Origin of the sequence: Streptomyces sp. NPDC088785, assembly GCF_044750685.1 — a bacterium.
Taxonomy (GTDB): domain Bacteria; phylum Actinomycetota; class Actinomycetes; order Streptomycetales; family Streptomycetaceae; genus Streptomyces.
Genome location: NZ_JBIVKH010000001.1, coordinates 1107444 through 1128521, shown reverse-complemented (window position 1 = coordinate 1128521; position 21078 = coordinate 1107444). Strand labels below are relative to the sequence as shown.

21 protein-coding genes and 1 tRNA gene are annotated in these 21078 nt (G+C 73.3%); 10 read left to right on the top strand and 12 right to left on the bottom strand.

Features of this window, described 5'->3' with window-relative positions; translation table 11 throughout:
• Window positions 1-40: 40 nt before the first annotated feature.
• Together ACIP5K_RS05145 and ACIP5K_RS05140 are read right to left on the bottom strand one after the other, a co-directional pair.
• Complete coding sequence (locus ACIP5K_RS05145) at window positions 41-499, bottom strand: hypothetical protein (protein WP_401405018.1); 459 nt, start codon at window positions 497-499, stop codon at window positions 41-43.
• Window positions 500-699: 200 nt separating this feature from the next.
• The gene (locus ACIP5K_RS05140; protein WP_401405017.1) at window positions 700-1836 is read right to left on the bottom strand and encodes an ABC transporter ATP-binding protein; all 1137 of its coding nucleotides are present in this window, start codon (window positions 1834-1836) and stop codon (window positions 700-702) included.
• Between the two features lie 215 nt (window positions 1837-2051).
• Between ACIP5K_RS05140 and ACIP5K_RS05135 the strand changes: the two genes are divergently transcribed.
• Window positions 2052-2128 (top strand) — tRNA-Thr (locus ACIP5K_RS05135).
• Between the two features lie 115 nt (window positions 2129-2243).
• Here the strand turns inward: ACIP5K_RS05135 and ACIP5K_RS05130 are convergent.
• Window positions 2244-3653 carry an NAD(P)/FAD-dependent oxidoreductase gene (locus tag ACIP5K_RS05130; RefSeq protein WP_401405015.1) on the bottom strand — a complete coding sequence of 470 codons (1410 nt, stop codon included), beginning with the start codon at window positions 3651-3653 and terminating at the stop codon, window positions 2244-2246.
• 11 nt (window positions 3654-3664) lie between these two features.
• Window positions 3665-4348 (bottom strand): rhomboid-like protein, encoded by a 684-nt coding sequence (locus tag ACIP5K_RS05125; protein ID WP_401405014.1) that lies wholly within the window; start codon window positions 4346-4348, stop codon window positions 3665-3667.
• Between the two features lie 125 nt (window positions 4349-4473).
• Between ACIP5K_RS05125 and ACIP5K_RS05120 the strand changes: the two genes are divergently transcribed.
• Window positions 4474-4944: a GNAT family N-acetyltransferase gene (locus tag ACIP5K_RS05120; protein WP_401405012.1), complete on the top strand. Its 471-nt coding sequence runs from the start codon at window positions 4474-4476 to the stop codon at window positions 4942-4944.
• 8 nt (window positions 4945-4952) lie between these two features.
• Here ACIP5K_RS05120 and ACIP5K_RS05115 read toward each other — a convergent pair whose 3' ends face one another.
• The gene (locus tag ACIP5K_RS05115; RefSeq protein WP_401405010.1) at window positions 4953-5960 is read right to left on the bottom strand and encodes a zinc-binding dehydrogenase; all 1008 of its coding nucleotides are present in this window, start codon (window positions 5958-5960) and stop codon (window positions 4953-4955) included.
• Window positions 5961-6116: 156 nt separating this feature from the next.
• On the opposite strand from ACIP5K_RS05115, the gene ACIP5K_RS05110 reads away from it, so the two are divergent.
• Complete coding sequence (locus ACIP5K_RS05110) at window positions 6117-6794, top strand: pentapeptide repeat-containing protein (RefSeq protein WP_401405008.1); 678 nt, start codon at window positions 6117-6119, stop codon at window positions 6792-6794.
• A gap of 18 nt (window positions 6795-6812) precedes the next feature.
• Here the strand turns inward: ACIP5K_RS05110 and ACIP5K_RS05105 are convergent, their stop codons facing one another.
• The 3 genes from ACIP5K_RS05105 to ACIP5K_RS05095 form a co-directional block, all read right to left on the bottom strand.
• Window positions 6813-7313: a hypothetical protein gene (locus ACIP5K_RS05105; protein ID WP_401405295.1), complete on the bottom strand. Its 501-nt coding sequence runs from the start codon at window positions 7311-7313 to the stop codon at window positions 6813-6815.
• 23 nt (window positions 7314-7336) lie between these two features.
• Entirely contained in the window at window positions 7337-7972 is a 636-nt protein-coding gene (locus tag ACIP5K_RS05100; RefSeq protein ID WP_401405006.1) for a response regulator, read from the bottom strand.
• A gap of 602 nt (window positions 7973-8574) precedes the next feature.
• Complete coding sequence (locus ACIP5K_RS05095) at window positions 8575-9768, bottom strand: sensor histidine kinase (RefSeq protein ID WP_401405004.1); 1194 nt, start codon at window positions 9766-9768, stop codon at window positions 8575-8577.
• A gap of 214 nt (window positions 9769-9982) precedes the next feature.
• Between ACIP5K_RS05095 and ACIP5K_RS05090 the strand changes: the two genes are divergently transcribed.
• The 4 genes from ACIP5K_RS05090 (at window position 9983) to ACIP5K_RS05075 (ending at window position 14017) form a co-directional block, all read left to right on the top strand.
• Window positions 9983-10525, top strand: coding sequence for a heme-binding protein (locus tag ACIP5K_RS05090; protein ID WP_401405293.1), 543 nt, complete (start codon window positions 9983-9985; stop codon window positions 10523-10525).
• A 250-nt stretch (window positions 10526-10775) separates the two neighbouring features.
• Window positions 10776-11366, top strand: a complete 591-nt coding sequence (locus ACIP5K_RS05085) for an ankyrin repeat domain-containing protein (protein WP_401405002.1) — start codon at window positions 10776-10778, stop codon at window positions 11364-11366.
• Window positions 11363-12553, top strand: coding sequence for a hypothetical protein (locus ACIP5K_RS05080; RefSeq protein WP_401405000.1), 1191 nt, complete (start codon window positions 11363-11365; stop codon window positions 12551-12553). Before ACIP5K_RS05085 ends, ACIP5K_RS05080 begins: the two co-directional genes overlap by 4 nt.
• A 24-nt stretch (window positions 12554-12577) precedes the next feature.
• Window positions 12578-14017, top strand: a complete 1440-nt coding sequence (locus tag ACIP5K_RS05075) for a M1 family metallopeptidase (RefSeq protein ID WP_401404999.1) — start codon at window positions 12578-12580, stop codon at window positions 14015-14017.
• On the opposite strand, the gene ACIP5K_RS05070 is transcribed toward ACIP5K_RS05075, so the two are convergent.
• Both ACIP5K_RS05070 and ACIP5K_RS05065 read right to left on the bottom strand, forming a co-directional pair.
• On the bottom strand, window positions 13978-14541 hold the full coding sequence (locus ACIP5K_RS05070) for a GNAT family N-acetyltransferase (RefSeq protein WP_401404997.1): 564 nt from the start codon (window positions 14539-14541) through the stop codon (window positions 13978-13980). The genes ACIP5K_RS05075 and ACIP5K_RS05070 overlap by 40 nt on opposite strands.
• Before the next feature lie 123 nt (window positions 14542-14664).
• On the bottom strand, window positions 14665-15240 hold the full coding sequence (locus ACIP5K_RS05065) for a TerD family protein (RefSeq protein ID WP_111665406.1): 576 nt from the start codon (window positions 15238-15240) through the stop codon (window positions 14665-14667).
• Window positions 15241-15419: 179 nt separating this feature from the next.
• On the opposite strand from ACIP5K_RS05065, the gene arfB reads away from it, so the two are divergent.
• Window positions 15420-15845 (top strand): alternative ribosome rescue aminoacyl-tRNA hydrolase ArfB, encoded by a 426-nt coding sequence (gene arfB, locus ACIP5K_RS05060; RefSeq protein ID WP_401404995.1) that lies wholly within the window; start codon window positions 15420-15422, stop codon window positions 15843-15845.
• Window positions 15846-16489: 644 nt separating this feature from the next.
• Here the strand turns inward: arfB and ACIP5K_RS05055 are convergent.
• Window positions 16490-17071, bottom strand: coding sequence for a flavin reductase family protein (locus ACIP5K_RS05055; protein ID WP_401405292.1), 582 nt, complete (start codon window positions 17069-17071; stop codon window positions 16490-16492).
• A gap of 275 nt (window positions 17072-17346) precedes the next feature.
• Here ACIP5K_RS05055 and cdgB point away from each other — a divergent pair, with 275 nt between their 5' ends.
• Window positions 17347-19050 (top strand): diguanylate cyclase CdgB, encoded by a 1704-nt coding sequence (gene cdgB / locus ACIP5K_RS05050; protein WP_401404994.1) that lies wholly within the window; start codon window positions 17347-17349, stop codon window positions 19048-19050.
• Window positions 19051-19161: 111 nt separating this feature from the next.
• Entirely contained in the window at window positions 19162-20118 is a 957-nt protein-coding gene (locus tag ACIP5K_RS05045; RefSeq protein ID WP_401404992.1) for a carbohydrate-binding protein, read from the top strand.
• Window positions 20119-20140: 22 nt separating this feature from the next.
• Here ACIP5K_RS05045 and ACIP5K_RS05040 read toward each other — a convergent pair whose 3' ends face one another.
• Window positions 20141-21070 carry a 1-phosphofructokinase family hexose kinase gene (locus ACIP5K_RS05040; RefSeq protein ID WP_401404990.1) on the bottom strand — a complete coding sequence of 310 codons (930 nt, stop codon included), beginning with the start codon at window positions 21068-21070 and terminating at the stop codon, window positions 20141-20143.
• Window positions 21071-21078 lie beyond the last annotated feature (8 nt).

The following is a 21078-nucleotide window of genomic DNA, read 5'->3' as shown; positions in this document are numbered from 1 at the left end:
GCTGGGTGTCAGGGGACGCGAGAGCGGTCGGTGCCGCCCGTCAGGCCCGGAAGCCGGCCACGCCCGAAGCGAAGGAGGTGTCGCAGACCGGACGGGCGTACGACTGGGCGCGCGCCGGACCGTACGCCTGCACGGCGGCCTTCCCCAGGGACTTCGCGATCGACATGCAGTACTTCGCGAGGGAGGGCCGCTGGTCGATCTCCTGCTGGAGGTGGGTGAGTGCCGTGCCCGGGTCCTTCTCCTGGAGTTCGACCAGAAGGCGGTCGCGCAGGACGTCCTGGGGGGCGCGCGACTTGGCGCGCGCCGAAACGTCCTGTGAGGAAGCTGTGAGGACGGAGTCCGAAGAGCCTCCCGACCAGTTGACTCGGGTGACCGCGAGGGTTCCGGAGAGCACCAGCATCACCGGCAGGACGAACGCGAGCGTGCGAGCGGCGCGGCGGGCGGGGCCCCGGCCCCGGGCGCGGCGCGGCTTCTGGGTGTAGGTAGCAGAGTGCGTCACGCGAGTGAGCGTAGCGGTAGGTGATGATTTGGCGACATTTAGTCACTCGACCGAGCGACACGCAACTTGGTTTTGCTGCCAAGGGGTTGACGCCCAGTAGTGAAATGTCCGAGTTGCCGGGGTATTTGTCGACAACGTGACCGAACGCGCGGAAGGGCCCCGCACCGAAGTGCGGGGCCCTTCCGTGGACTTCCGGGGGATCAGTCGGTGAGGCGCTCGCCCGTGGAGGTCGAGAACACGTGGGTCTCGCCCGGACGGGGCACGACGTGCAGCTGGGCGCCCTTGTCGGGCACCTGGCGGCCGTTGACCCGGACGACGAGGTCCTTGGTCTCGCCACCGACCTGGGCGGTGCCGTAGACGTAGCCGTCGGCACCCAGCTCCTCGACGACGTTCACCGAGACGGCGAGGCCGGCCGGGGCGTCGCTGGTGTCCTTGGTGAGGGTCCTCGCGGCCTCGCCACCGTGCTCGACGATGTCGAAGTGCTCGGGGCGGACACCGACGGTGACCGTGGTGTCGCCCTTGTCGGAGGCGGCCTTGAGGGCGTCGCGGTTGACCGGGACGACCGAGTTGCCGAACTTCACGCCGCCGTCGGTGATCGGGACCTCGACCAGGTTCATGGCCGGGGAGCCGATGAAGCCGGCGACGAACAGGTTGGCCGGGCGGTCGTACATGTTGCGCGGGGAGTCGACCTGCTGGAGCAGACCGTCCTTGAGGACCGCCACGCGGTCGCCCATCGTCATGGCCTCGACCTGGTCGTGGGTGACGTAGACGGTGGTGATGCCGAGGCGGCGCTGGAGCGAGGCGATCTGCGTACGGGTCGACACGCGGAGCTTGGCGTCGAGGTTCGACAGCGGCTCGTCCATGAGGAAGACCTGCGGCTCACGCACGATGGCGCGGCCCATCGCGACACGCTGGCGCTGACCGCCGGAGAGGGCCTTCGGCTTGCGGTCCAGGTACTCGGTGAGGTCGAGGATCTTCGCGGCCTCCTCGACCTTCTGCCGGATCTCCGTCTTGTTCACGCCGGCGATCTTGAGCGCGAAGCCCATGTTGTCGGCGACGGACATGTGCGGGTAGAGCGCGTAGTTCTGGAACACCATGGCGATGTCCCGGTCCTTCGGCGGCAGGTGGGTGACGTCGCGGTCACCGATGCGGATCGCTCCGCCGTTGACGTCCTCGAGACCCGCGAGCATGCGCAGGGAGGTCGACTTGCCGCAGCCGGAGGGGCCGACGAGGACGAGGAACTCGCCGTCCTCGATCTCGATCTCCAGACCGTCGACCGCGGGCTTGGTGGAACCCGGGTAGACGCGGGTCGCCTTGTCGAACGTGACAGAAGCCATGGCTGTGAAGCCCCCTTCACCGGCAGGAACGTGCCGGACGATCCGTTGTAAAGAAGGTGATCCCCGCCGGGCGCTCCCGGAGAGGTGTAGTCCACACGGGTGAACTGATCGGACCGTACCCGCCGGATCCCGGATCTGTCAGTAGCCCGGGGCCTGTGAGATTCGTCGAAATTTTCGACGGCGGCGGCCCGGCCTTTGGTTACACTGCTCGGGCTGCCTCCTTAGCTCAGCTGGTCAGAGCGCCGCTCTTGTAAAGCGAAGGTCGTCGGTTCGAATCCGACAGGGGGCTCCAGTACGACCGTGGGAGACGGGTCGCGGCAGTCGGCCGCGGCCCGTCTCCCGTTCCGCGCCGTCCTCGGCAGGCACGCGGACCGCGCGTGCTCGACGTCAGCAGCGGCGACCGCGCGTCAGTGCCGGCCGGCCAGCCGGTCCGCGATCTTCGCCAGCCGCGAGGAGTCCGCGGTGTGCGTGGTCAGCTCCCGGCGGTCGGCCGCGTAGTACGTGGCGTACATGCCGTGCACGCCAAGCCAGCGCAGCGGCTCCGGCTCCCACCTGCGGACCTTGTGGCCGACCCACGGCAGCGTGGTCAGTTCGGTCGGGCCCGCCTGGCCGGAGTCCTGCTGGACCAGGTCGCGCAGGGTGCGGGCCGCCAGGTTCGCGGTGGCGACGCCGGAGCCGACGTAGCCGCCCGCCCAGCCCAGGCCCGTGGAGCGGTCCAGGGTGACCGTGGCGCACCAGTCGCGCGGCACGCCGAGGACGCCGGACCAGGCGTGGTCGACGCGGACCCCGGCGAGCTGCGGGAAGAACCGGGTCAGGATCTCGGTGAGGGCCTCGATGGTCTGCGGCCGGGTGCGGCCGTCGCTGTCGGTCTTCGAGCCGTAGCGGTACGGGTGGCCGCGGCCGCCGAGCGCGATCCGGCCGTCGGCGGTGCGCTGCGCGTACATGTACGCGTGCGCCATGTCGCCGAGCGTCTCGCGGCCCGCCCAGCCGATCGTCGCCCACTGCTCCTCGGTGAGCGGTTCGGTGGCGATCATCGAGGAGTTCATGGGGAGCCAGGTGCGGCGCTGGCCCTTGAGCGAGGCCGTGAAGCCCTCCGTGCAGCGCAGGACGTACGGGGCCCGGACCGTGCCGTAGGGCGTGATCGCGTGCTTCGGCCTGATCTCGGTGACCGGCGTCGACTCGTGGATGACGACGCCGAGCGCCTCCACGGCCCGCGCCAGGCCCTTGACCAGCTTCACCGGGTGCAGCCGGGCGCCGTGCGGGGTCCAGGTGGAGCCGACCGCGCCCGCGATCCGGACCCGCTCCGCCGTCTCCCGCGCGCCGTGCAGGGTGCGCTCCTTCTCGCCGTACGCCAGCTCGGCCTCGTGGAAGGACTTCAGGCGCGACAACTGCGCCGGGGTGTAGGCGACTTCGAGGACGCCACCGTGGTGGATGTCCGCCTCGATGGACTCGGCGCGGGCGGTGTCGACGACCTCGGTGACCGTCGCGTTCATCGCCTGCTGGAGGCGGACCGCCGCCTCGTGGCCGTGCAGCTTCGCGTAGCGGTCGCGGCCCGCGATGCCGTTGTAGAGCCAGCCGCCGTTGCGCCCGGAGGCGCCGTAGCCGCAGAACTTCTGCTCCAGGACCGTGATCCGCAGGAAGGGCGCGGCCTTCTTCAGGTAGTACGCCGTCCACAGGCCCGTGTAGCCGCCGCCGACGATCACGACATCGGCGCTCGCGTCGCCGGACAGGGGCTCACGGCCGTCGGGGATGCCGTCGTCCGCGTACCAGAACGATATGCCGCCGTTGACGGTGTTCTCGCTGTTCACGCTGCTCATGCGGCGGGACGCTATCGCACGCGGGTGACGGCTGCCCAGGTCCGGCGCAGGGCGGCCGGCGGGTTCCACTCGGCGCCGGGACGGTCCCGGGTGAGCGGGAAGCAGGCCAGACCGATCAGGACCGACGCGAAGTGGCCCAGGTCGGTGAAGGTGCGGCCGGTGAGCAGCGGGGCGCCGTAGACGGCGAGCACCCCGGCCGCGTACAGGTACCGCCACGGGCGCGCGAAGCGGTACGTGAGGACGGCGACGACGCCCGCCAGCGCGTAACTCACCCCCACGTCCAGGGTGTTCACCATCGACACGGGGGCGTGGCCGTGCCGGATCGCCCACAGCAGGGAGCCCTCGCTGAGGTAGGTGGCGCCGACGTGCGCGGTGCCGAGGACGAGCAGCCAGCGGCCGGTGCCCAGCCAGCGCTCGGCGGGCGCGTGGAAGAGCGTGTACAGCACCGCGTACGGGAGCCAGCCGCTGCCGTCGATCCACAGCGCGCTCTGCACCAGGACGCGGACGGGGTGGGTCGACAGGGCGTGGATGTTGGTGGAGCGGGCGCCGAGGAACGCGTCGAGGGTGTCCGGTGCCATCAGGCGCATGATGATCGTGGTGAGCAGCAGGATCGCCAGCCAGACGTACGTGCCGGGGGCGCTGCGGAGCCGGTCCCGTACGGCGCGTCCGGCCCGGCGCGGGGAGAAAGGGCGCATGGTCGATTCAGGCACGGCGGCGGGGTCCGGCCGGTGATCGACATTCCGGACGCGCGGGGGTGGGCCGGGGGCCCGTCCCCCCGAAGGGCGCTCCGGCGGGGGGACGGGCGGCGTAATCTGCGCGGATGATTCGTGCAGCCAAGCCTCAAGACATCCCCGTGATCCATGCGATGGTCCGTGAACTCGCCGCGTACGAGAAGGTGCCGGACGAGGCGCGGGCCAGCGAGGAGCAGCTGCGGGAGGCGCTGTTCGGGGAGCGGCCCGCGGCGTTCGCGCACCTCGCCGAGGACGCGGACGGCGAGCCGGTCGGGTTCGCGCTGTGGTTCCTGAACTTCTCCACCTGGCGGGGCGTCCACGGCATCTACCTGGAGGACCTGTACGTCCGCCCGGAGGCACGCGGCGGCGGCCACGGCAGGGCGCTGCTCACCGAACTCGCGCGGATCTGCGTCGCGCGCGGTTACGAGCGTCTGGAGTGGTCGGTGCTGAACTGGAACCAGCCCTCCATCGGCTTCTACCGCTCGCTGGGCGCGCGGCCGCAGGACGAGTGGACGGTGTACCGGCTGACGGACGAGGCGCTGACCGCACTGGGCGGCTGATCGACCGTTCAGGGTTCCAGGACCACCTTGCCCGTCGTGCCCCGGGATTCCAGGGCGCGGTGGGCGGCGGCGGCCCCGGACAGCGGGAAGCGGCTGACGGCCGGGGCCAGGACGCCGCGGGACGCCAGGTCGAGGGCGGCGAGTTCCAGGGTGCGCATCGGGTCGGGGCCGCCCGCCCGGCGCAGCATCGCGGGCCCGAGCGTGCGCACCTGGGTGATGCCGCGCCGGGCCCGCTCGGCCTCGTCGAGGAGGGGCGGACCGGCCGCGTCGCCGATGCCCTGGGCGGACCAGCCGAAGACCAGGTGCTCGCCGCCGGGCGCGAGCAGGTCGAGCGCGGCGGCGGTGACGGGGCCGCCGACGCCGTCGAGGAGGACCGTGGCCCGCCGCCCGCCCAGGAACTCCCGTACCCGGGCGGGCCAGCCGGGGTCGGTGTAGTCGAGGGCGAGGTCCGCGCCGTTCGCCGCGACCAGGGCGGCCTTGCCGGGGCCGCCGGCCAGGCCGACGACGGTGCCGCCCGCGTGCTTCACGTACTGCACCAGGAGCGTGCCGATGCCGCCCGCCGCCGCCGGGACGAGGGCGACGGTGTCCTCGGTGACGGTGGTGAAGCCGAGGACGCCCAGGGCGGTGCGGCCGGTGCCGATCAGGGCCACCGCCCGCGCGGCGTCGAGCGCGGCGGGGATCTCGTGCAGGCGGGCGGCGTCGGTGACGGCGAGTTCGGCGTAGCCGCCGGGGACCGGACCCAGGTGGGCGACGACCCGTCTGCCGAGCCAGGCGGGGTCGGTGCCCGCGCCGAGCGACTCGACGGTGCCGGCGACCTCGCGGCCGGGAATCGTGGGCAGCGCCGGCAGTTCGGGGAACGGGCCCCGCACGCCCTGGCGGAGGGCGGTGTCGAGGAGGTGCACGCCCGCCGCCTCGACGGCGACGCGGACCTGGCCGGGGCCCGGCTCGGGATCGCCGGTCCTCTCGTACGTGAGGTGGTCGGCCGGGCCGAAGGCGTGCAGGCGGACGGCGTGCATGGGTGCTCCCGGGGGTGGGGCGGGCGGGCTGCCGCGCCGGGCGGCCAGTCTTCGACCTCAAGTCCGGTCGAGGTCAAGGGTGGTGGCCGGTGGTGGTGGCCGGTGGCGGGGGCCGCGGGGTGGGGCGTTGTCAGTGGGGGAGTGCAGCATGGGGGCATGGCGACGGAACGGCGTGGTGCGGCGGCGAAGGTGAAGCGGGCTCGGCGGCCGGAGGTGCGGCTGCCTCCGCTCGCGCCGTGGCGGGGCGCGGGCCTGGAGCCCGACGGGGACTACGACGGCGTGGAGTTCCGGGACGTGGACTTCGCCGGGCAGGAGGGGATCGGGGCGCGGTTCATGGACTGCGCGGTGGAAGGGTGCGCCTTCGACGAGGCGGGGCTCGCGCGGGCCCGGATCCTCGACTCGGCGCTGACCGGGATCAGGGGCGTCGGCACCGATCTGGCCGAGGCGACGCTGCGGGACGTCGAGGTGGTGGACGCGCGCCTCGGCGGGGTGCAGCTGCACGGGTCGGTCCTGGAGCGGGTGGTGATCCGCGGCGGCAAGATCGACTATCTGAATCTGCGCAGGGCGAAGCTGAAGGACGTCGTCTTCGACGGGTGCGTGCTGGTGGAGCCGGACTTCGGGGGAGCGCGCCTGGAGCGGGTGGAATTCACCGGGTGCGTGCTGAAGGGCGCGGACCTCACCGGGGCGACGCTGGTGGACGTGGACCTGCGCGAGGCGGCGGAGCTGGGCATCGCGCGGGGGGTCGACCGGCTGGGCGGCGCCGTCATCTCGCCCGGGCAGCTGTTCGACCTGGCGGGGGCGTTCGCGGCGCAGCTGGGGGTGCGGGTGATCTGACGCGGGCGCGCCGGCGGGTCAGGGCAGGCGGGGGAAGCGGGCCTGGAGGTCCCAGATCGCCGGGTTGTCCGCCAGGTCCTCGTGCAGGTCGCTGAGATCGGCGATCAGGTCGTGCAGGAAGTCGCGGGCCTCGCGGCGCAGGGCGCTGTGCGAGAAGGTCAGCGGCGGCTCGTGGCTCTCCATCCAGTCGGCCTCGATGTCGACCCAGCCGAAGCGGCGCTCGAAGAGCATGCGGTCGGTGGACTCGGTGAAGTCCAGGTCCGCGTACTGGGGGGTCGCCGAGCGGCTGCCGCGCGGGTCCCGGTCGAGCTGCTCCACGATGTCGCACAGCGCCCAGGCGAAGTCCAGGACCGGCACCCATCCCCAGGCGGTGGACAGTTCCCGGTCGGCCTCGGTGTCGGCCAGGTACACGTCGCCGCAGAACAGGTCGTGGCGCAGCGCGTGGACGTCCACGCGGCGGTAGTCCATCTGCGGGGGGTCCGGGAAGCGGCGGGAGAGGGCGTAGCCGATGTCGAGCACGGGGTCGATGGTGTCATGCCCGCTCACGGCAGCAGTCGCTGCTCCTTCGCGACCGCCACGGCGCCCGCCCGGGTGTCGACGCCGAGCTTGTCGTAGATCCGGCCCAGGTGGGTCTTGACCGTGGCCTCGCTGATGAAGAGGGCCTTGGCGATCTCGCGGTTGCCCAGGCCGTGGGCGAGCTGGGCGAGGATGTCCCGTTCGCGGTCGGTGAGGGTGGGGCGGGGGCGGCGCATGTTCGCCATCACGCGGGAGGCCACCGGCGCGGAGAGGGCCGTGCGGCCGTGGGCCGCCGCGTGGATCGCCGCGAAGAGTTCTTCCGGGCGCTCGGCCTTGAGCAGGTAGCCCGTGGCGCCGGCCTCGATGGCGCGGGTGATGTCGGCGTCGGTGTCGTAGGTGGTCAGGACCAGGACGTGCGGGGTGGGGGGCGGGGTCGTGGTGAGGCGGCGGGTCGTTTCTACGCCGTCGATGCCCGGGCCCAGCTGGAGGTCCATCAGGACGACGTCGGGGTGGAGTTTCGCCGTCAGCGCGATGGCTTCTTCGCCGGTGCCCGCCTCGCCGATCACTTCGATGTTCTCGGCGCTGTCGAGGAGGGCGAGCAGGCCCGCCCGGACGACCACGTGGTCGTCGCAGAGCAGGAGTCGGACCGGGGTCGCCGTCATGCGGGCTCCTTCGGCTTTGTTGGTTGGTCGGTCGGTCGGTGGGGCGGGGCTGGGCTGGGCGGGTTGTCGTTCGTCCGCGGCCCGGTGGCCTCTTCTCGCGCAGTTCCCCGCGCCCCTGAGGCATGCGCTGCCGCGCAGCCTCCCCCAGAGGCAGCGCTCCGCGCGCCTCCGCATGAGGCAGCGCTCCGCGCGCCTCCCTGGGCGAGCGGAGCTCGCTTCCAGGGGCGCGGGGAACTGCGCGGCCAGCCCCCACCGGGCGGCGGACGAAAGACTGCCCGGGGGGCGCGGGGAACTGCGCGGCCAGCACCCCACCGGGCTGCGGACGAAGAACCTGCCAGGGGCGCGAGGAACTGCGCGACCAGCCACGACGGGAGCTGCGGACGAGAGACTGCCCGGGGGCGCGGGGAACTGCGCGACCAGCCCCCACCGGGCTGCGGACGAAGAACCTGCCAGGGGCGCGAGGAACTGCGCGACCAGCCACGACGGGAGCTGCGGACGAGAGACTGCCCAGGGGCGCGGGGAACTGCGCGGCCAGCCCCCACCGGGCTGCGGATGACGAGACCACCCGTGGCGTGGGCCGGTGTCGTCGGGGGAGAGGGCGGTCATGGGGGAGGGAGGGGGATGGCGGTGGTGAGGACGGTGCCTTCGCCGGGGGCGGACTCGATGGCGAGGTCACCCCCGAGCTGCCGCACCCGCACCCGGATCGCCGCCAGCCCATGCCCCCGCACCCCGGCCACCACCCCCACCGCCGGATCGAACCCCACCCCGTCGTCGGCGACGTCCAGGACGACCTGGTCGTCGAGCAGGGTCAGGGTGACGGCGGCGCCGGAGGCCCCGGCATGCTCCCGTACGTTCGCCAGCGCGCCCTGCGCGATCCGCAACAGCGCGGCCTGCACGCGGTCCGGGAGCCGGTCGAGCCCGGCCGGCTCGGCGGCGTCGATGTGGACCCGGACCGCGAGGTGCTCCCCGGACTCCCGCGCGGCGACCGTGCGCAGCGCCTCCGCCAGTCCCCGGGCCAGATCGGCGGGCGCCAGGTCCTGCACGAAGCGGCGGGCCTCGGTGAGGTTGTGGTCGGCGATGGTCGCGGCGGTGTGCACATGGGTGCGGGCCTTGCCGGGGTCGGAACCCCAGACCCGTTCGGCGGCCTGGAGCAGCATCTGCTGGCTGGACAGGCCCTGCGCGAGGGTGTCGTGGATCTCCATGGACAGCCGCTGCCGCTCGGCGAGGGTGCCCGCCCGGCGCTCGGCGGCGGCCAGCTCGCGGCGGGTGCGGATCAGGTCGTCGATCAGGGCGCGCTGCCGGGCCGTCTGCCGCTGCATCTGGAGGAAGACACCGGCGGCGACCATGGCGACGATGGGCGGCCCGAGCACCAGGTCCGGGTCCCAGCGCCCGGCGAGCCGCACCTGGGAGGCGACGACCAGACCGGTCAGCAACGCCACCAGGATCAGCGCCGCGCGCGTGGGCAGGGTGCGCAGGCCGGTGTAGAAGAGCGGGATGCCGACCCAGGCGAAGCTCGGCGCGAGGACGACGAGCACCACGACCACGCAGACCACGAGGGACAGCCACACCCGCTGCCGGACGATCGGGCGGTGCGGGCCCTGCCAGGCGATGCCGACGGCGTAGAGCACGGCGAGGACCGCGCTGAAGGTGATGATCCAGGGGGTGCGGTCGCCGCCCGGGTGGCGCAGCAGGAAGCGGGCCAGGGCGACGGCGAGCAGCAGGAAGAACGCGGCGTGCATGAGGGCGGCGAGCCACCGGGTGTCGGTCGCCCCGGCCTCGTCGTCGACATCCCTCATGGCCACCTCCCGCGCCGCTCCGAACTGGGCAAACACTCCCATTGTCGGGTGCGGTCACGCCCCCGGGGTCAACCGATCGGATGACCCCGGGGTCAGCCGCCCGGCAGCCGCCGAGCAGCCGTAACGCCGACGGGAGGAGGCCGCCCGCGGACCCAGCATGGAGTGCAGAAGGAACGCACGCCCCGCCCTCCAGGAGTTGAATCGCATGGCCTCCCTGAAGAACCTGTCCCGCCGCGCCCGCGTCGCCACCGGTGGTGTCGTCCTGGCCGCCGTCGCCGCCGGTACGTTCGGCACGGTCTCCGCGAACGCCTCGGCCCCGGCCGCCGCGCCCGCCGCCGGCGTGAAGAGCGCGACGACCACCACCTCCACGCACCTGTCGATCGACGCCGCGAACAAGGCCGCGCAGGCCGCGCTGCACGCCGCCGAGAAGGAGAACCAGAAGGTCTCCGTCGCCGTCGTCGACCGCAACGGCAACACGATCCTGACCCTGCGCGGCGACGGCGCCGGCCCGCAGTCCTACGAGTCCGCCGAGAAGAAGGCGTACACCGCCGTCTCCTGGAACGCGCCCACGTCCGAGCTGGCCAAGCGGCTGGCGAGCACCCCGAACCTGAAGGACATCCCCGGCACCCTGTTCCTCGCGGGCGGCGCCCCCGTCACCGCGAAGAACGCCCCGATCGCCGCCATCGGCGTGGCCGGCGCCCCCTCCGGCGACCAGGACGAGAAGTTCGCCCAGGCCGGCGTCGCCGCGCTCCGCTAGTCCGGGCCGCTGTTCCGGGCCGCTGTTCCGGGCCGGGGGGCTGCATCGCGCGGGGACGTGCGGGTGCAGCCCCCCGAGGGCGTAGGGAAGCGCGCGACCGGCCACGATGTACGCGCACCTCGGAAGAGCGGCACGACACGCACGACACGCACGACACGCACGACACGCACGAGACGACACCCGCGACGACGCGCGGGCCCCGGGGCACCCCCGGGCCCCGCTCCTCGATCGCCGGAGGGGCCTGAGAGACATGAACGACCGCACCCTGCTCGAAGCCGCGGCCCAGGGCGACACCGGCACCGTCCGCGACGCGCTGGCGGCCGGCGCCGATCCCGGTGTCCGCGACGCCCACCGCCGCACCCCTCTCCTGCTCGCCGCGCTGCACGACCACGTGCCCGCCGCGCAGGCGCTCGTCGCGGCGGGCGCCGACCCGGACGCGCGGGACGACCGGTCCGACACGCCGTGGCTGGTCACCGGCGTCACCGGCTCGGTCGCCATGATGCGTGCCCTGCTCCCCGCGGGCCCCGACCTGAAGGTCACCAACCGCTTCGGCGGCATCTCCCTCATCCCGGCGTGCGAACGCGGCCACGTCGACTACGTGCGGGCCGTGCTCCGCGAGACCGACATCGACGTCGACCACGTCAACCGGCTCGGGTGGACGGCCCTGCTGGAGGCGGTGATCCTCGGGGACGGCGGCCGCGCGCACCAGGAGATCGTGGAGCTGCTGCTCACGGCGGGCGCCACCCCCGGCCTGCCGGACGGCGACGGCGTCACGCCCCTGGAGCACGCCGAGCGCCGCGGGTTCACCCGGATCGCCGGTCTGCTGAGGGCCGTACGGTGAAACGCCTCGCGCTCGCCGCGACGGCCGTCGCCGTCCTGGTGACGGGCTGCGCGACGAGCACCCGGGCCCCCGGGGGCGGCGACGCCCGTGACACGCCCGCGAGCACCCCGGCCGGGACCGGTGGGAGCGGCCGGCCGGACGCTCCGGCGACCCGCGCGGACGCCGACGGCACTCTCCTCGTCGCCGACTTCGGCGCCGACACCGTCAGCTTCGTCGACCCGGCGAAGGGGGTCACGGACACGGTCGAGGTGGGCCGCGCGCCCTACGGTCTCGTCGTCGGCGACGACGGCCGGGCCTGGGTCGCCACCGCCGAGGGCGTCGCCGTCGTCGACACCGCCGCCCGCGAGCGGACCGCGCTCGTGCCGTACCGGACCGGGGGCCTCGGCCCGGTCACCGGCGGCGAGTACCGCGGCGGCGGCATGGGCATCGCGCTGGCGCCCGACGGCCGGCACGCGTACGTCGGGGTCAACGTCCCCGGCGGCGACGGCACGCTGGAGACCGTCGACACCCGCACGCTCCGCGTCACCGGCACCGCCGACGTCGGCCGCCGCCCCTTCGACGTGGACGTCTCGCGCGACGGCCGCGAGGTGTACGCGACGGACCACGACTCCTTCGACGTCACCGTCCTCGACACCGGCAGCGGCGCCACCCGCCGCATCGAGGTCGCCCCCTACGGCACCGAGGGCGGCCTCGGCTCCTGGCTGAAGCCGCACTACACGGCCGTACGCCCCTCGGACGGGAAGCTGCTGCTGCCCTTCGAGGGCGAGAAGCTGGTCGTCGTCGACCCGGCGACGGGCCGTTCCCAAGTCGAGCGGATGACGGCGAACACGCACCAGCACGGCGTCACCGTCACCCCCGACGGCACCCTGTTCGCCGTCGGCACCGGCCCCATCGACCCCGCCGAGGACGAGGGCCCGTCCCTGACCGTCCGCACGAAGGGCGGCCGGGAGAAGGTGATCCCGCTGGACGGCCCGCACGAGGACGTCGCCGTCTCCGCCGACGGCCGGACGGCGTACGTCACCGGTGGCTTCACCCGCGACGGCTTCTGGGACGGGATCACCGTCGTCGACGTCGACAGCGGCCACACGCGCCGACTGGCGGCGGGCCGGCGGCCACTGGGCATCGCCGTCCTCGCCCCGGAGACGCCGGGGACGCCGGGGACGCCCGGGCAGGCACGGCAGGGCTGACAAAAGGGGCAATAGGGTGGGCGGGTGCGCAGACGCCCCCGCCCCCTGGCCCGCCCTCTGGCCCGCCCTCTGGCCCGCCCTCTGGCCCTCCTCGTCGCCCTGCTGTCCGTCGCGGCCTGCGGCGGCGGGGTGCACGGCTCGCCCGGCGCCTCCGGGCTGCGCGACCCGTACTTCCCCAAGCTGGGCAACGGCGGCTACGACGTCACCCACTACTCCCTGAACCTCGCCTACGACCCGGACAGCCACCGCCTCACCGGCACCGCCACCCTCACCGCGACGGCCCGCCAGGACCTCAGCGCCTTCAACCTCGATCTGCGGGGCCTCACGGTCGGCGGGGTCACCGTCGACAGGAAGCGGGCGCGCAGCCAGCGGGCCGGCAGCGAGCTGACGATCCGGCCGTTCGACGAACTGCCCGCGGGCCACACCTTCCGCACGGTCGTGCGCTACTCCGGCGAGCCCGTCACCATCACCGACCCCGACGGCTCCGAGGAGGGCTGGCTGCGCACCGGGGACGGCGCGCTCGGCCTCGGCGAGCCGACCGGCTCGATGGCCTGGTTCCCCGGCAACCACCACCCCTCCGACAAGGCCACGTACACCCTCGCGATCAGCGTCCCCGCGGGTGTGCGGGCCGTCTCCAACGGGGAGCTGCGGAGCGCCAAGCGGTCCGCGTTCGGCAGGAGCACCACCTACGTCTGGCGCGTCACCCGGCCGATGGCGAGTTACGTGGCCACGGTCGCCATCGGCGACTTCCGGATCCGCACGTCCCGGACGCCGGACGGCATCCCCGTGTACACCGCGGTCGATCCGCGGGAGGAGAAGGCGAGCGCGAAGGTCCTCGCCCGGCTCCCCGAGGTCGTCGACTGGGAGACGGCGACCTTCGGCCCGTACCCGTTCTCCTCCACCGGCGCGATCGTCGACCGCGACGGCGACGCCGGGTACGCGCTGGAGACGCAGAACCGGCCCGTCTTCCCCGGCGCGCCCCGGCTGGGCACGCTCGTCCACGAGTTGGCCCACCAGTGGTACGGCGACTCGGTCACCCCGAAGTCGTGGCGCGACATGTGGCTGAACGAGGGCTTCGCCACCTACGCCGAGTGGCTGTGGGAGGAGCGGCACGGCGGGGACACCGCCCAGCGGTCCTTCGACGACGCGTACGACCACGACGCCGGCTCGGCCGTGTGGGCCTTCCCGCCCGCCGACCCGCCCGGCGCCGCCCACATCTCCGACGCGCCGGTCTACGGGCGCGGCGCGATGGTCCTGCACCGGGTCCGGGAGACCGTCGGGGACCCGGCGTTCTTCGCCCTGCTGAAGGGCTGGGCCACCGACCACCGGTACGGCAACGTCGACACGCACGACTTCACGTCCTACGTGGAGCGCGAGAACCCGGCCGAGAAGAAGGCGCTGGCCGAGGTGTGGAAGGACTGGCTCTACGGCAAGGGCAAGCCGGACGAGCCGGACAAGTCCTGACCCTCCGGCGCTCGCAGGGGCTTGCGCAGCACCCGGCAGGGGCGGCCGAGCTGCCGGTCCCGGCGGCGGGCAATCTCCTCGTAGCCGAGCGCGGTCCAGAAGGCGAGGCCGGCCGGGTTGTTGTCGAGCACGGCGAGCCGGACGGCGGTGCGGCCGGCCCGCCGGAAGCGCTCCTCGACCGCGTGCGCGAGCCGCCTCCCGTGTCCGGTGCGGTGCCGCCGGGCGTCGACGAGCAGCAGGCCGATCCACGGGTCCGGGTCGGCCGGGTCCGGGTGGCGGGCCAGGGTCAGGGCGATGCCGACGAGCCGCCCCGGGGCGTCCCGGGCGAGCAGCGCCTCGGCCGCGGGGGCGGCCAGCTCCTCGTCGAGGGTGGCGGCGACCTGCTCCGCGGTGATCGCGTCGGGGTCGGGGAAGTCGCCGCTCAGCGCGAAGAAGTCCCGGTTGGAGGCGTAGAGGGCGGTCAGCTCGGCGAGCAGGGCGGGGCCGGGCGGCTGGGTGAGGGGGGTGAGCGGGGTGAGGTCCACGGGGAGAGGGTAGGCGCGGGGTCCGGTGTCGCCGAGGGCGGGAACGGGGCGGGAACGGTGCGGGAACGGGGGCGGGCCCCGGAAGGATCCGGGGCCCGCACCTGGGAATTCGGGAACGTCGGCTCAGACGTTCACACCGAAGTCCTGGGCGATGCCGACCAGGCCCGAGGCGTAGCCCTGGCCGACGGCGCGGAACTTCCACTCGGCGCCGTTGCGGTACAGCTCGCCGAAGACCATCGCCGTCTCCGTCGCCGCGTCCTCGGAGAGGTCGTAGCGGGCGATCTCGGCGCCACCGGCCTGGTTCAGGATACGGATGTACGCGTTGCGGACCTGGCCGAAGTTCTGCGAGCGGTTCTCCGCGTCGTAGATCGAGACCGGGAAGACGATCTTGTCGACGTCGGCGGGCAGGCCCGCCAGGTTCACGTTGATCGCCTCGTCGTCGCCGTCGCCCTCGCCGGTGCGGTTGTCACCGGTGTGGACGATGGTCTGGTCCGGCGTCTGCTTGTTGTTGAAGAAGACGAAGTGGCCGTCCGAGTAGACCTTGCCCTGCGTGTTCACCGCGATCGCGGAGGCGTCCAGGTCGAAGTCGGTACCGGTGGTGGTGCGGACGTCCCAGCCGAGGCCCACGGTGACGGCGGTCAGGCCCGGAGCCTCCTTGGTGAGCGAGACGTTGCCACCCTTGGACAGGCTTACAGCCATGGTTCGGGAGTCCCTTCCCTCGTTAAATGCGTGGCGTACGGGTGTACGTGCGTAGCCGAAGCTACTCGTACCCGTATGAACGCGATGCGGGGTGGAGAAGGTTCCAGCTCTCTTTACTTTCTTTACCCGGCTGGAAAACCGGGGTGACGAGCGGTGCCCGGACGCGCGACCATGGAGCCATGTCCGGTCCTTATCCCATCCGCGGTTCGGTCGTCCTTCCGGAGGCCGAGCTGGTCTGGCGTTTCTCGCGGTCGTCCGGGCCGGGCGGGCAGCACGTCAACACCAGCGACTCGAAAGTGGAGCTCTCGTTCGATCTGGCGAACACCCGGGCGCTGCCCGAGGTGTGGAAGGCGCGGGCGGTGGAGCGGCTCGGGTCGCGGCTGGTGGGCGGGGTGGTGACCGTACGGGCGTCTGATCACCGGTCGCAGTGGCGCAATCGGGAGACGGCTGCCGTGCGGCTCGCCGCGCTGTTGGCCGAGGCCACGGCGCCGCCGCCGAAGCCGCGCCGGGCCACCAGGATTCCGCGGGGGATCAATGAGCGGCGCCTTCGGGAGAAGAAGGCCCGCTCCGAGACCAAACGGGGGCGCTCCGCGCGGGACTGGTGACGGCGGCCGAGGCCGCCCGCGCGGTTCCCCGCGCCCCTGGCTGGTCTTCCGGGTGCACCACCGTCGTGGCTGATCGCGCAGTTCCCCGCGCCCCTGGGCAGTTCCTCGTCCGCGGGCGGTGGGGCTTCTCGCGCAGTTCCCCGCGCCCCTGAGGCATGCGCTGACGCGCAGCCTCCCCCAGAGGCTGCGCTCCGCGCGCCTCCACGGAGGGGCGGGTCGGTGGTGCGCCTCCACAGAGAGGCGAGACGGTGGAGCGCCTCCACAGAGAGGCGGGACGGTGGGGCGCCTCTCCTGGGGGGCGGGGCGGTGGTGCGCCTCTCCCCGGTGGAGGCGGGGCGGTGGGGTGCCTCTCTTGATGAGATGGCGCACGAAGTGCGCATCTCAGGGGCGCGGGGAACTGCGCGACCAGCCACGGCGGTGGCGCGCGTAACAGACCACCCAGGGGCGCGGGGAACTGCGCGACCAGCCACGGCGGTGGCGCGCGTAACAGACGACCTAGGGGCGCGGGGAACTGCGCGATCAGCCACGGCGGTGGCGCGCGTAACAGACGGCCCAGGGGCGCGGGGAGCGGCCACCGGGCCGCGGGTGACGTACGGCCCAGGGGCGCGGGGGGCTGTGCCGTCGGGGCGCGCGTGGGGAAAGGGTTAGGGCAGGGTGCGGTAGCGGCCCCGGAAGTAGAGGAGGGGGGTGCCGTCGGCGCTGGGGAGGGTGGTGGTCAGGACGCGGCCGATGTACATGGTGTGATCCCCGGCGACGACCCGCTGCTCGGTCCGGCACTCCAGCGTCGCCAACGCCCCACCCACCAGCGGAGCATCCGTGTGCTCACCGCGTATGTAGGGAATGTCCTCGAACAGCAGCCGGTCGCTGAGGCGCCCCTTCATCGCGAACCGCCCGGCGATGTGACTCTGCGACTCCGCGAGCAGCGACACCGCCCACAGGGGCTGCTCGTCCAGCACGTCGTCCATCCGGGAGCCGTTGCGCAGGGAGACCATCACCAGCGGCGGGTCGAGGGACACCGACATGAAGGCGGTGGCCGTCATGCCCGCGTCCTCGCCCGGCGGCGCCCCCGCGTCACCGGGATCCAGCGAGGCCTCGCGGGCGGTCAGCAGGACGACACCCGCGGCGAGACGGGACAGGGCGGCACGGAACTGATCGTTGCTCACCCCCTCAGCATGCCCGGGGGAGTGCGGCGCGGGAGGGACGGGAGCGGCAGGGGAGGTCTTCAGCACGGCTTCGACGCTAGTCGCGCGGTGCGCCGCCCCGCATCGGGCCGAGGGCCGAGAGGGGACCTAGGTCCCGGGGCGTACCGCGCACAGCCGTTCATCATGAGTTGTGACTTGAGTCACAGGAGGCCTTTTTTGTTGACCCTGTGTACCGAGTGAGGAGCGCGCTGTGATTCAGTGGCGGTCGACACTGCGAGATGAACGTGCTCACGCACGTGCGCGGGGAAAGAGCCGATCAGAGTACTGGAGTGCTGTCGAGGTCTCGGGGAGAGCTGAGCATGGAGACCGAGTCGGAGCCCTACGTCCGTCTTGCGACCCTGCGGCAGCTGCACCACGTGATGGCGGACATGAACGCCGCGCGCAGCCTGGCCGACACCCTCCAGACCGTCGCCGACGGGGTCGTGAACGGGCTGGGATACGAGCTGGCCTGCGTCAACCTCGTACGCCCCGACGGAGACCTCGTCGTCGCCGCCTTCTCCGGAAATTCGGCCGCCGAGGCCCTCATCACCGGCCGCGTCGGCTCCCGCGCCGCCTGGGACCGCAGGCTCACCATGGGCGAGCGCTGGGGCGAGCTGTGCTTCATACCGCACACCGAGGGCTGGGTCCTCGACGAGGACGACGTGCCGCAGTGGTTCACCGACGGCCCCCCGCCCCGCTTCGAGGACGAGTGGCACCCGTCCGACCGCCTCTTCGCCCCGATGTTCGCGACCGGCGCGGCCGGCGGCGAGCTGATCGGCGTCATATCGGTGGACCGCCCGCGCAACGGCCGAATACCCGGCGCCTGGGGCCGCGAGGCCCTTCAGATGTACGCCTTCCAGGCCGCCATCGCCATCAGCAACGCCCGGCTGCGGGCCAACATGCAGCGCGCCCTGGTCCGCCTGGAGCGCGAGCAGCAGGCCCTGCGCGCCAGCGAGGAGAGCTTCCGCCAGGCCTTCGAGTACGCGCCCTCCGGCATGGCCATCGCCGAGATGGGCGGCGACGAGCGCGGCCGGATCCTGCGGACCAACGACGCGCTCTGCCGCCTCCTCGGCCGCCCCGCCTCCGCGATGCGGCGCTACTCCTTCTCCGACCTCGTGCACCCCGAGGACATCGGCACCCTGCTGCGCACCTCCGCCGAGGGCGGCCGCGCCGAGCTGCGGCTCGGCCGGCGCGACGGCACCTACGTCTGGGTCTCGCTGCGCAACTCGGTGGTCGCCGACGCCGCCGACGGGCCCCGCTTCCTGCTCACCCACGTCGAGGACATCGAGGAGCGCAAGCGCCGCGAGCTGCACCTCGCCCACCGCGCCTCGCACGACTCCCTGACCGGCCTGCCGAACTCGGCGGAGCTGCGCTCCCGGCTCGGGGCCCGGCTCTGCCGCCGCCCCCAGGAGCAGCTGCCCAGCGCGATCGACTCCCTCGACGCGGCCTACGGCGACCCCGTCGGCGCCTCCGCCGTCCCCGGCGGCCACGGACACGACGTCGACTTCGGCGGGTTCGGCGGGCCCGCCCTGCACCGCACCGGCCACGCCGCGGGGCTCTACGAGGGCTTCGACCACCATGTGCACGTGGCGGCGCCGGGCGGCGACGAGACGACCGACGACGGCACCAAGGGCCTCGCCGTCCTCTTCTGCGACCTCGACGGCTTCAAGTCGATCAACGACCGGTTCGGGCACAACGCGGGCGACGCCGTCCTCATCGAGGTGGCCCGCCGGCTCACCAGCGGGGTCCGCGACGGCGACACGGTGGCCCGGCTCGGCGGCGACGAGTTCGTGGTGCTCGCCGACGGGCTCGGCCGCGCGGACGCGCAGGACCTCGCCGTCAGGCTGCGCAACGCCATCATCCCGCCGATTCGGGTGGACGGCAGGGCGGTCCGGGTGGGGGCCAGTTTCGGCATCGGCTGGGCCCACTGCGGGATGACGGCCGAAGAAGTGCTGCAATCCGCTGACCAGCGGATGTACGTGGAGAAAAGATCACGTGCCAAGCAGCACCGACGAGCGGGCTGAGCTGCGGAACGGCCGTAGGGTCGGTCACCTGTGAGGTCGGGGCCACTCCGTGGGGCCCCGCGCAGCGGGTACGCTCGCCCGGGTAAGCAAACGCGTAGGGAGTGATCAGGGATGGCGCCCGGCAACAACGGCGCGAGCACCACGCCCGAGGACGATGATCCGTTCGGCTATCTGTACGCCGACGGACAGGCGGCCGGGGCGACCCCGCCGAACGGCGGGGGCGGCGGCTACGGCTACCCGAACTCCCGCTCCTTCAACCAGGTGCGCACGGTCGGTGAGCGTCAGTACGGGCAGCAGCAGGTGCCGCCGCAGCAGACCCAGCCCGGCCAGGCGTACCACCAGCCGAACACGCACTACCAGGCACCGGAGACCATGCCCGGTGGCGGTCCTCCCACGCAGCCGACGCCGTCGCGCTCCTCGCGCGGCGGGGGCGGCGGCCGCGGCCCCAACACCAGGGCGCTGCTGATCGGCGCGGTCGCCGTCGTGGCCGCCGTGGTCATCGGCATCAGCGTCGCCATGCTCAGCGCGGACTCGGACGACGACAAGAACACCGACGCGGCCGCCAAGCCCACCGGCACCGCCCGGTCCGCGCAGCCCAGCAAGTCCGCGTCGCCGTCCGCGTCGGCCTCCGACGAGGCGGCCGACCTGCCGAAGACCGACGTGAAGTCCGTGACGCTGGGCGGCGGCACCTCGGTCGCCGCCGACGTCAAGGGCGCCAAGGCCGACGGCGGCCAGTACGTCGCGGGCTTCAACAAGGTCGGCGCGACGATCACCTGGACCGTCAACAACATCCCGGACGACGGCGAGTACCGCCTCTACGTGAACTACGGCGTGCCCGGCAAGGACCAGAACGCCACGATCGACGTCAACGGCAAGAAGCAGGCCCGCGCCCTGAACATGGAGAACTTCGCCCACGCCAAGGAGGGCGACTGGGAGCACGGGTGGACCAACACCTGGGCGTCCGTCCAGCTCACCAAGGGGACGAACGCGATCACGGTGTCCTGCCAGGACGGCAACCAGTGCGACGCGAACTTCGACCAGTTCTGGCTGACCGGCAAGAACGGCTGACACCCCGGCGGGGCGGCGGGTTCTAGGCCGCCCCGGCCCGTTGCGACACCGTCACCCGGGTGACGGTGTCGTCGTACGTCTGGCGGTCGAACTCGCCCGCCACCGGTGCCACCACCGTCGCCGCCGACAGCGCCACCGCGCGGGCCAGCCGCTCGGGCCACGGCAGTCGTTCGGCCTGGCCCGAGAGCAGGCCCGCCACCGCGGAGTCGCCCGCGCCCGTGGGATTGCCGGCGAGCCGGCCGGGGGCCGGGGCGTGCCAGACGCCGTCCGGGGTGAGGGCGCACAGCCCCTCCGCGCCCAGCGAGGCGACCACGGTGTGCGCGCCGCGCCTGCGGGCGTCCTTCATGGCCTGCAACGGCTCGTGGGAGCCGGTGAGTTCGGCCAGCTCGTCCGCGTTCGGCTTGACGATGTCGGGGCGGGCCGCGACGCCCCGGCGCAGCGGTTCGCCGCTGGTGTCCAGCAGGACGGGCACGGAGGCGGCCCGCGCGGCCCTGATCAGCGTCGCGTAGGCGCCCACCGGGACGCCCGGCGGCAGGCTGCCGCACAGGGCCACCGCCGAGACCGAGCCGAGCAGGACCTCGTACGCCTCCTGGAAGGCCGTCCACTCGGCGGGGGAGATGGTCGGGCCCGGTTCGTTCAGCTGGGTCGTGTCGCCCGTCGAGGCGTCCACCACGGCGACCGTGCGGCGGGTCGCGCCGTCGACCGGCACCAGGGCGTCGCGGAGCCGCCCGACGCCCCTCAGCCGCTCCTGGAGGGTGCGGCCGGTCGCGCCGCCCGCGAAGCCCGTGACGGTCACCTCATGGCCGAGGGCGGCCAGCACCCGCGCCACGTTCAGCCCCTTGCCGCCGGGGCGTTCGACGACCTCGGTGACCCGGTGCGAGGTGTGCGGGCGCAGGGCGCGCACGCGGTAGGTGATGTCGAGTGCGGTGTTCAGTGTGACCGTGAGGATCACAGGACCTC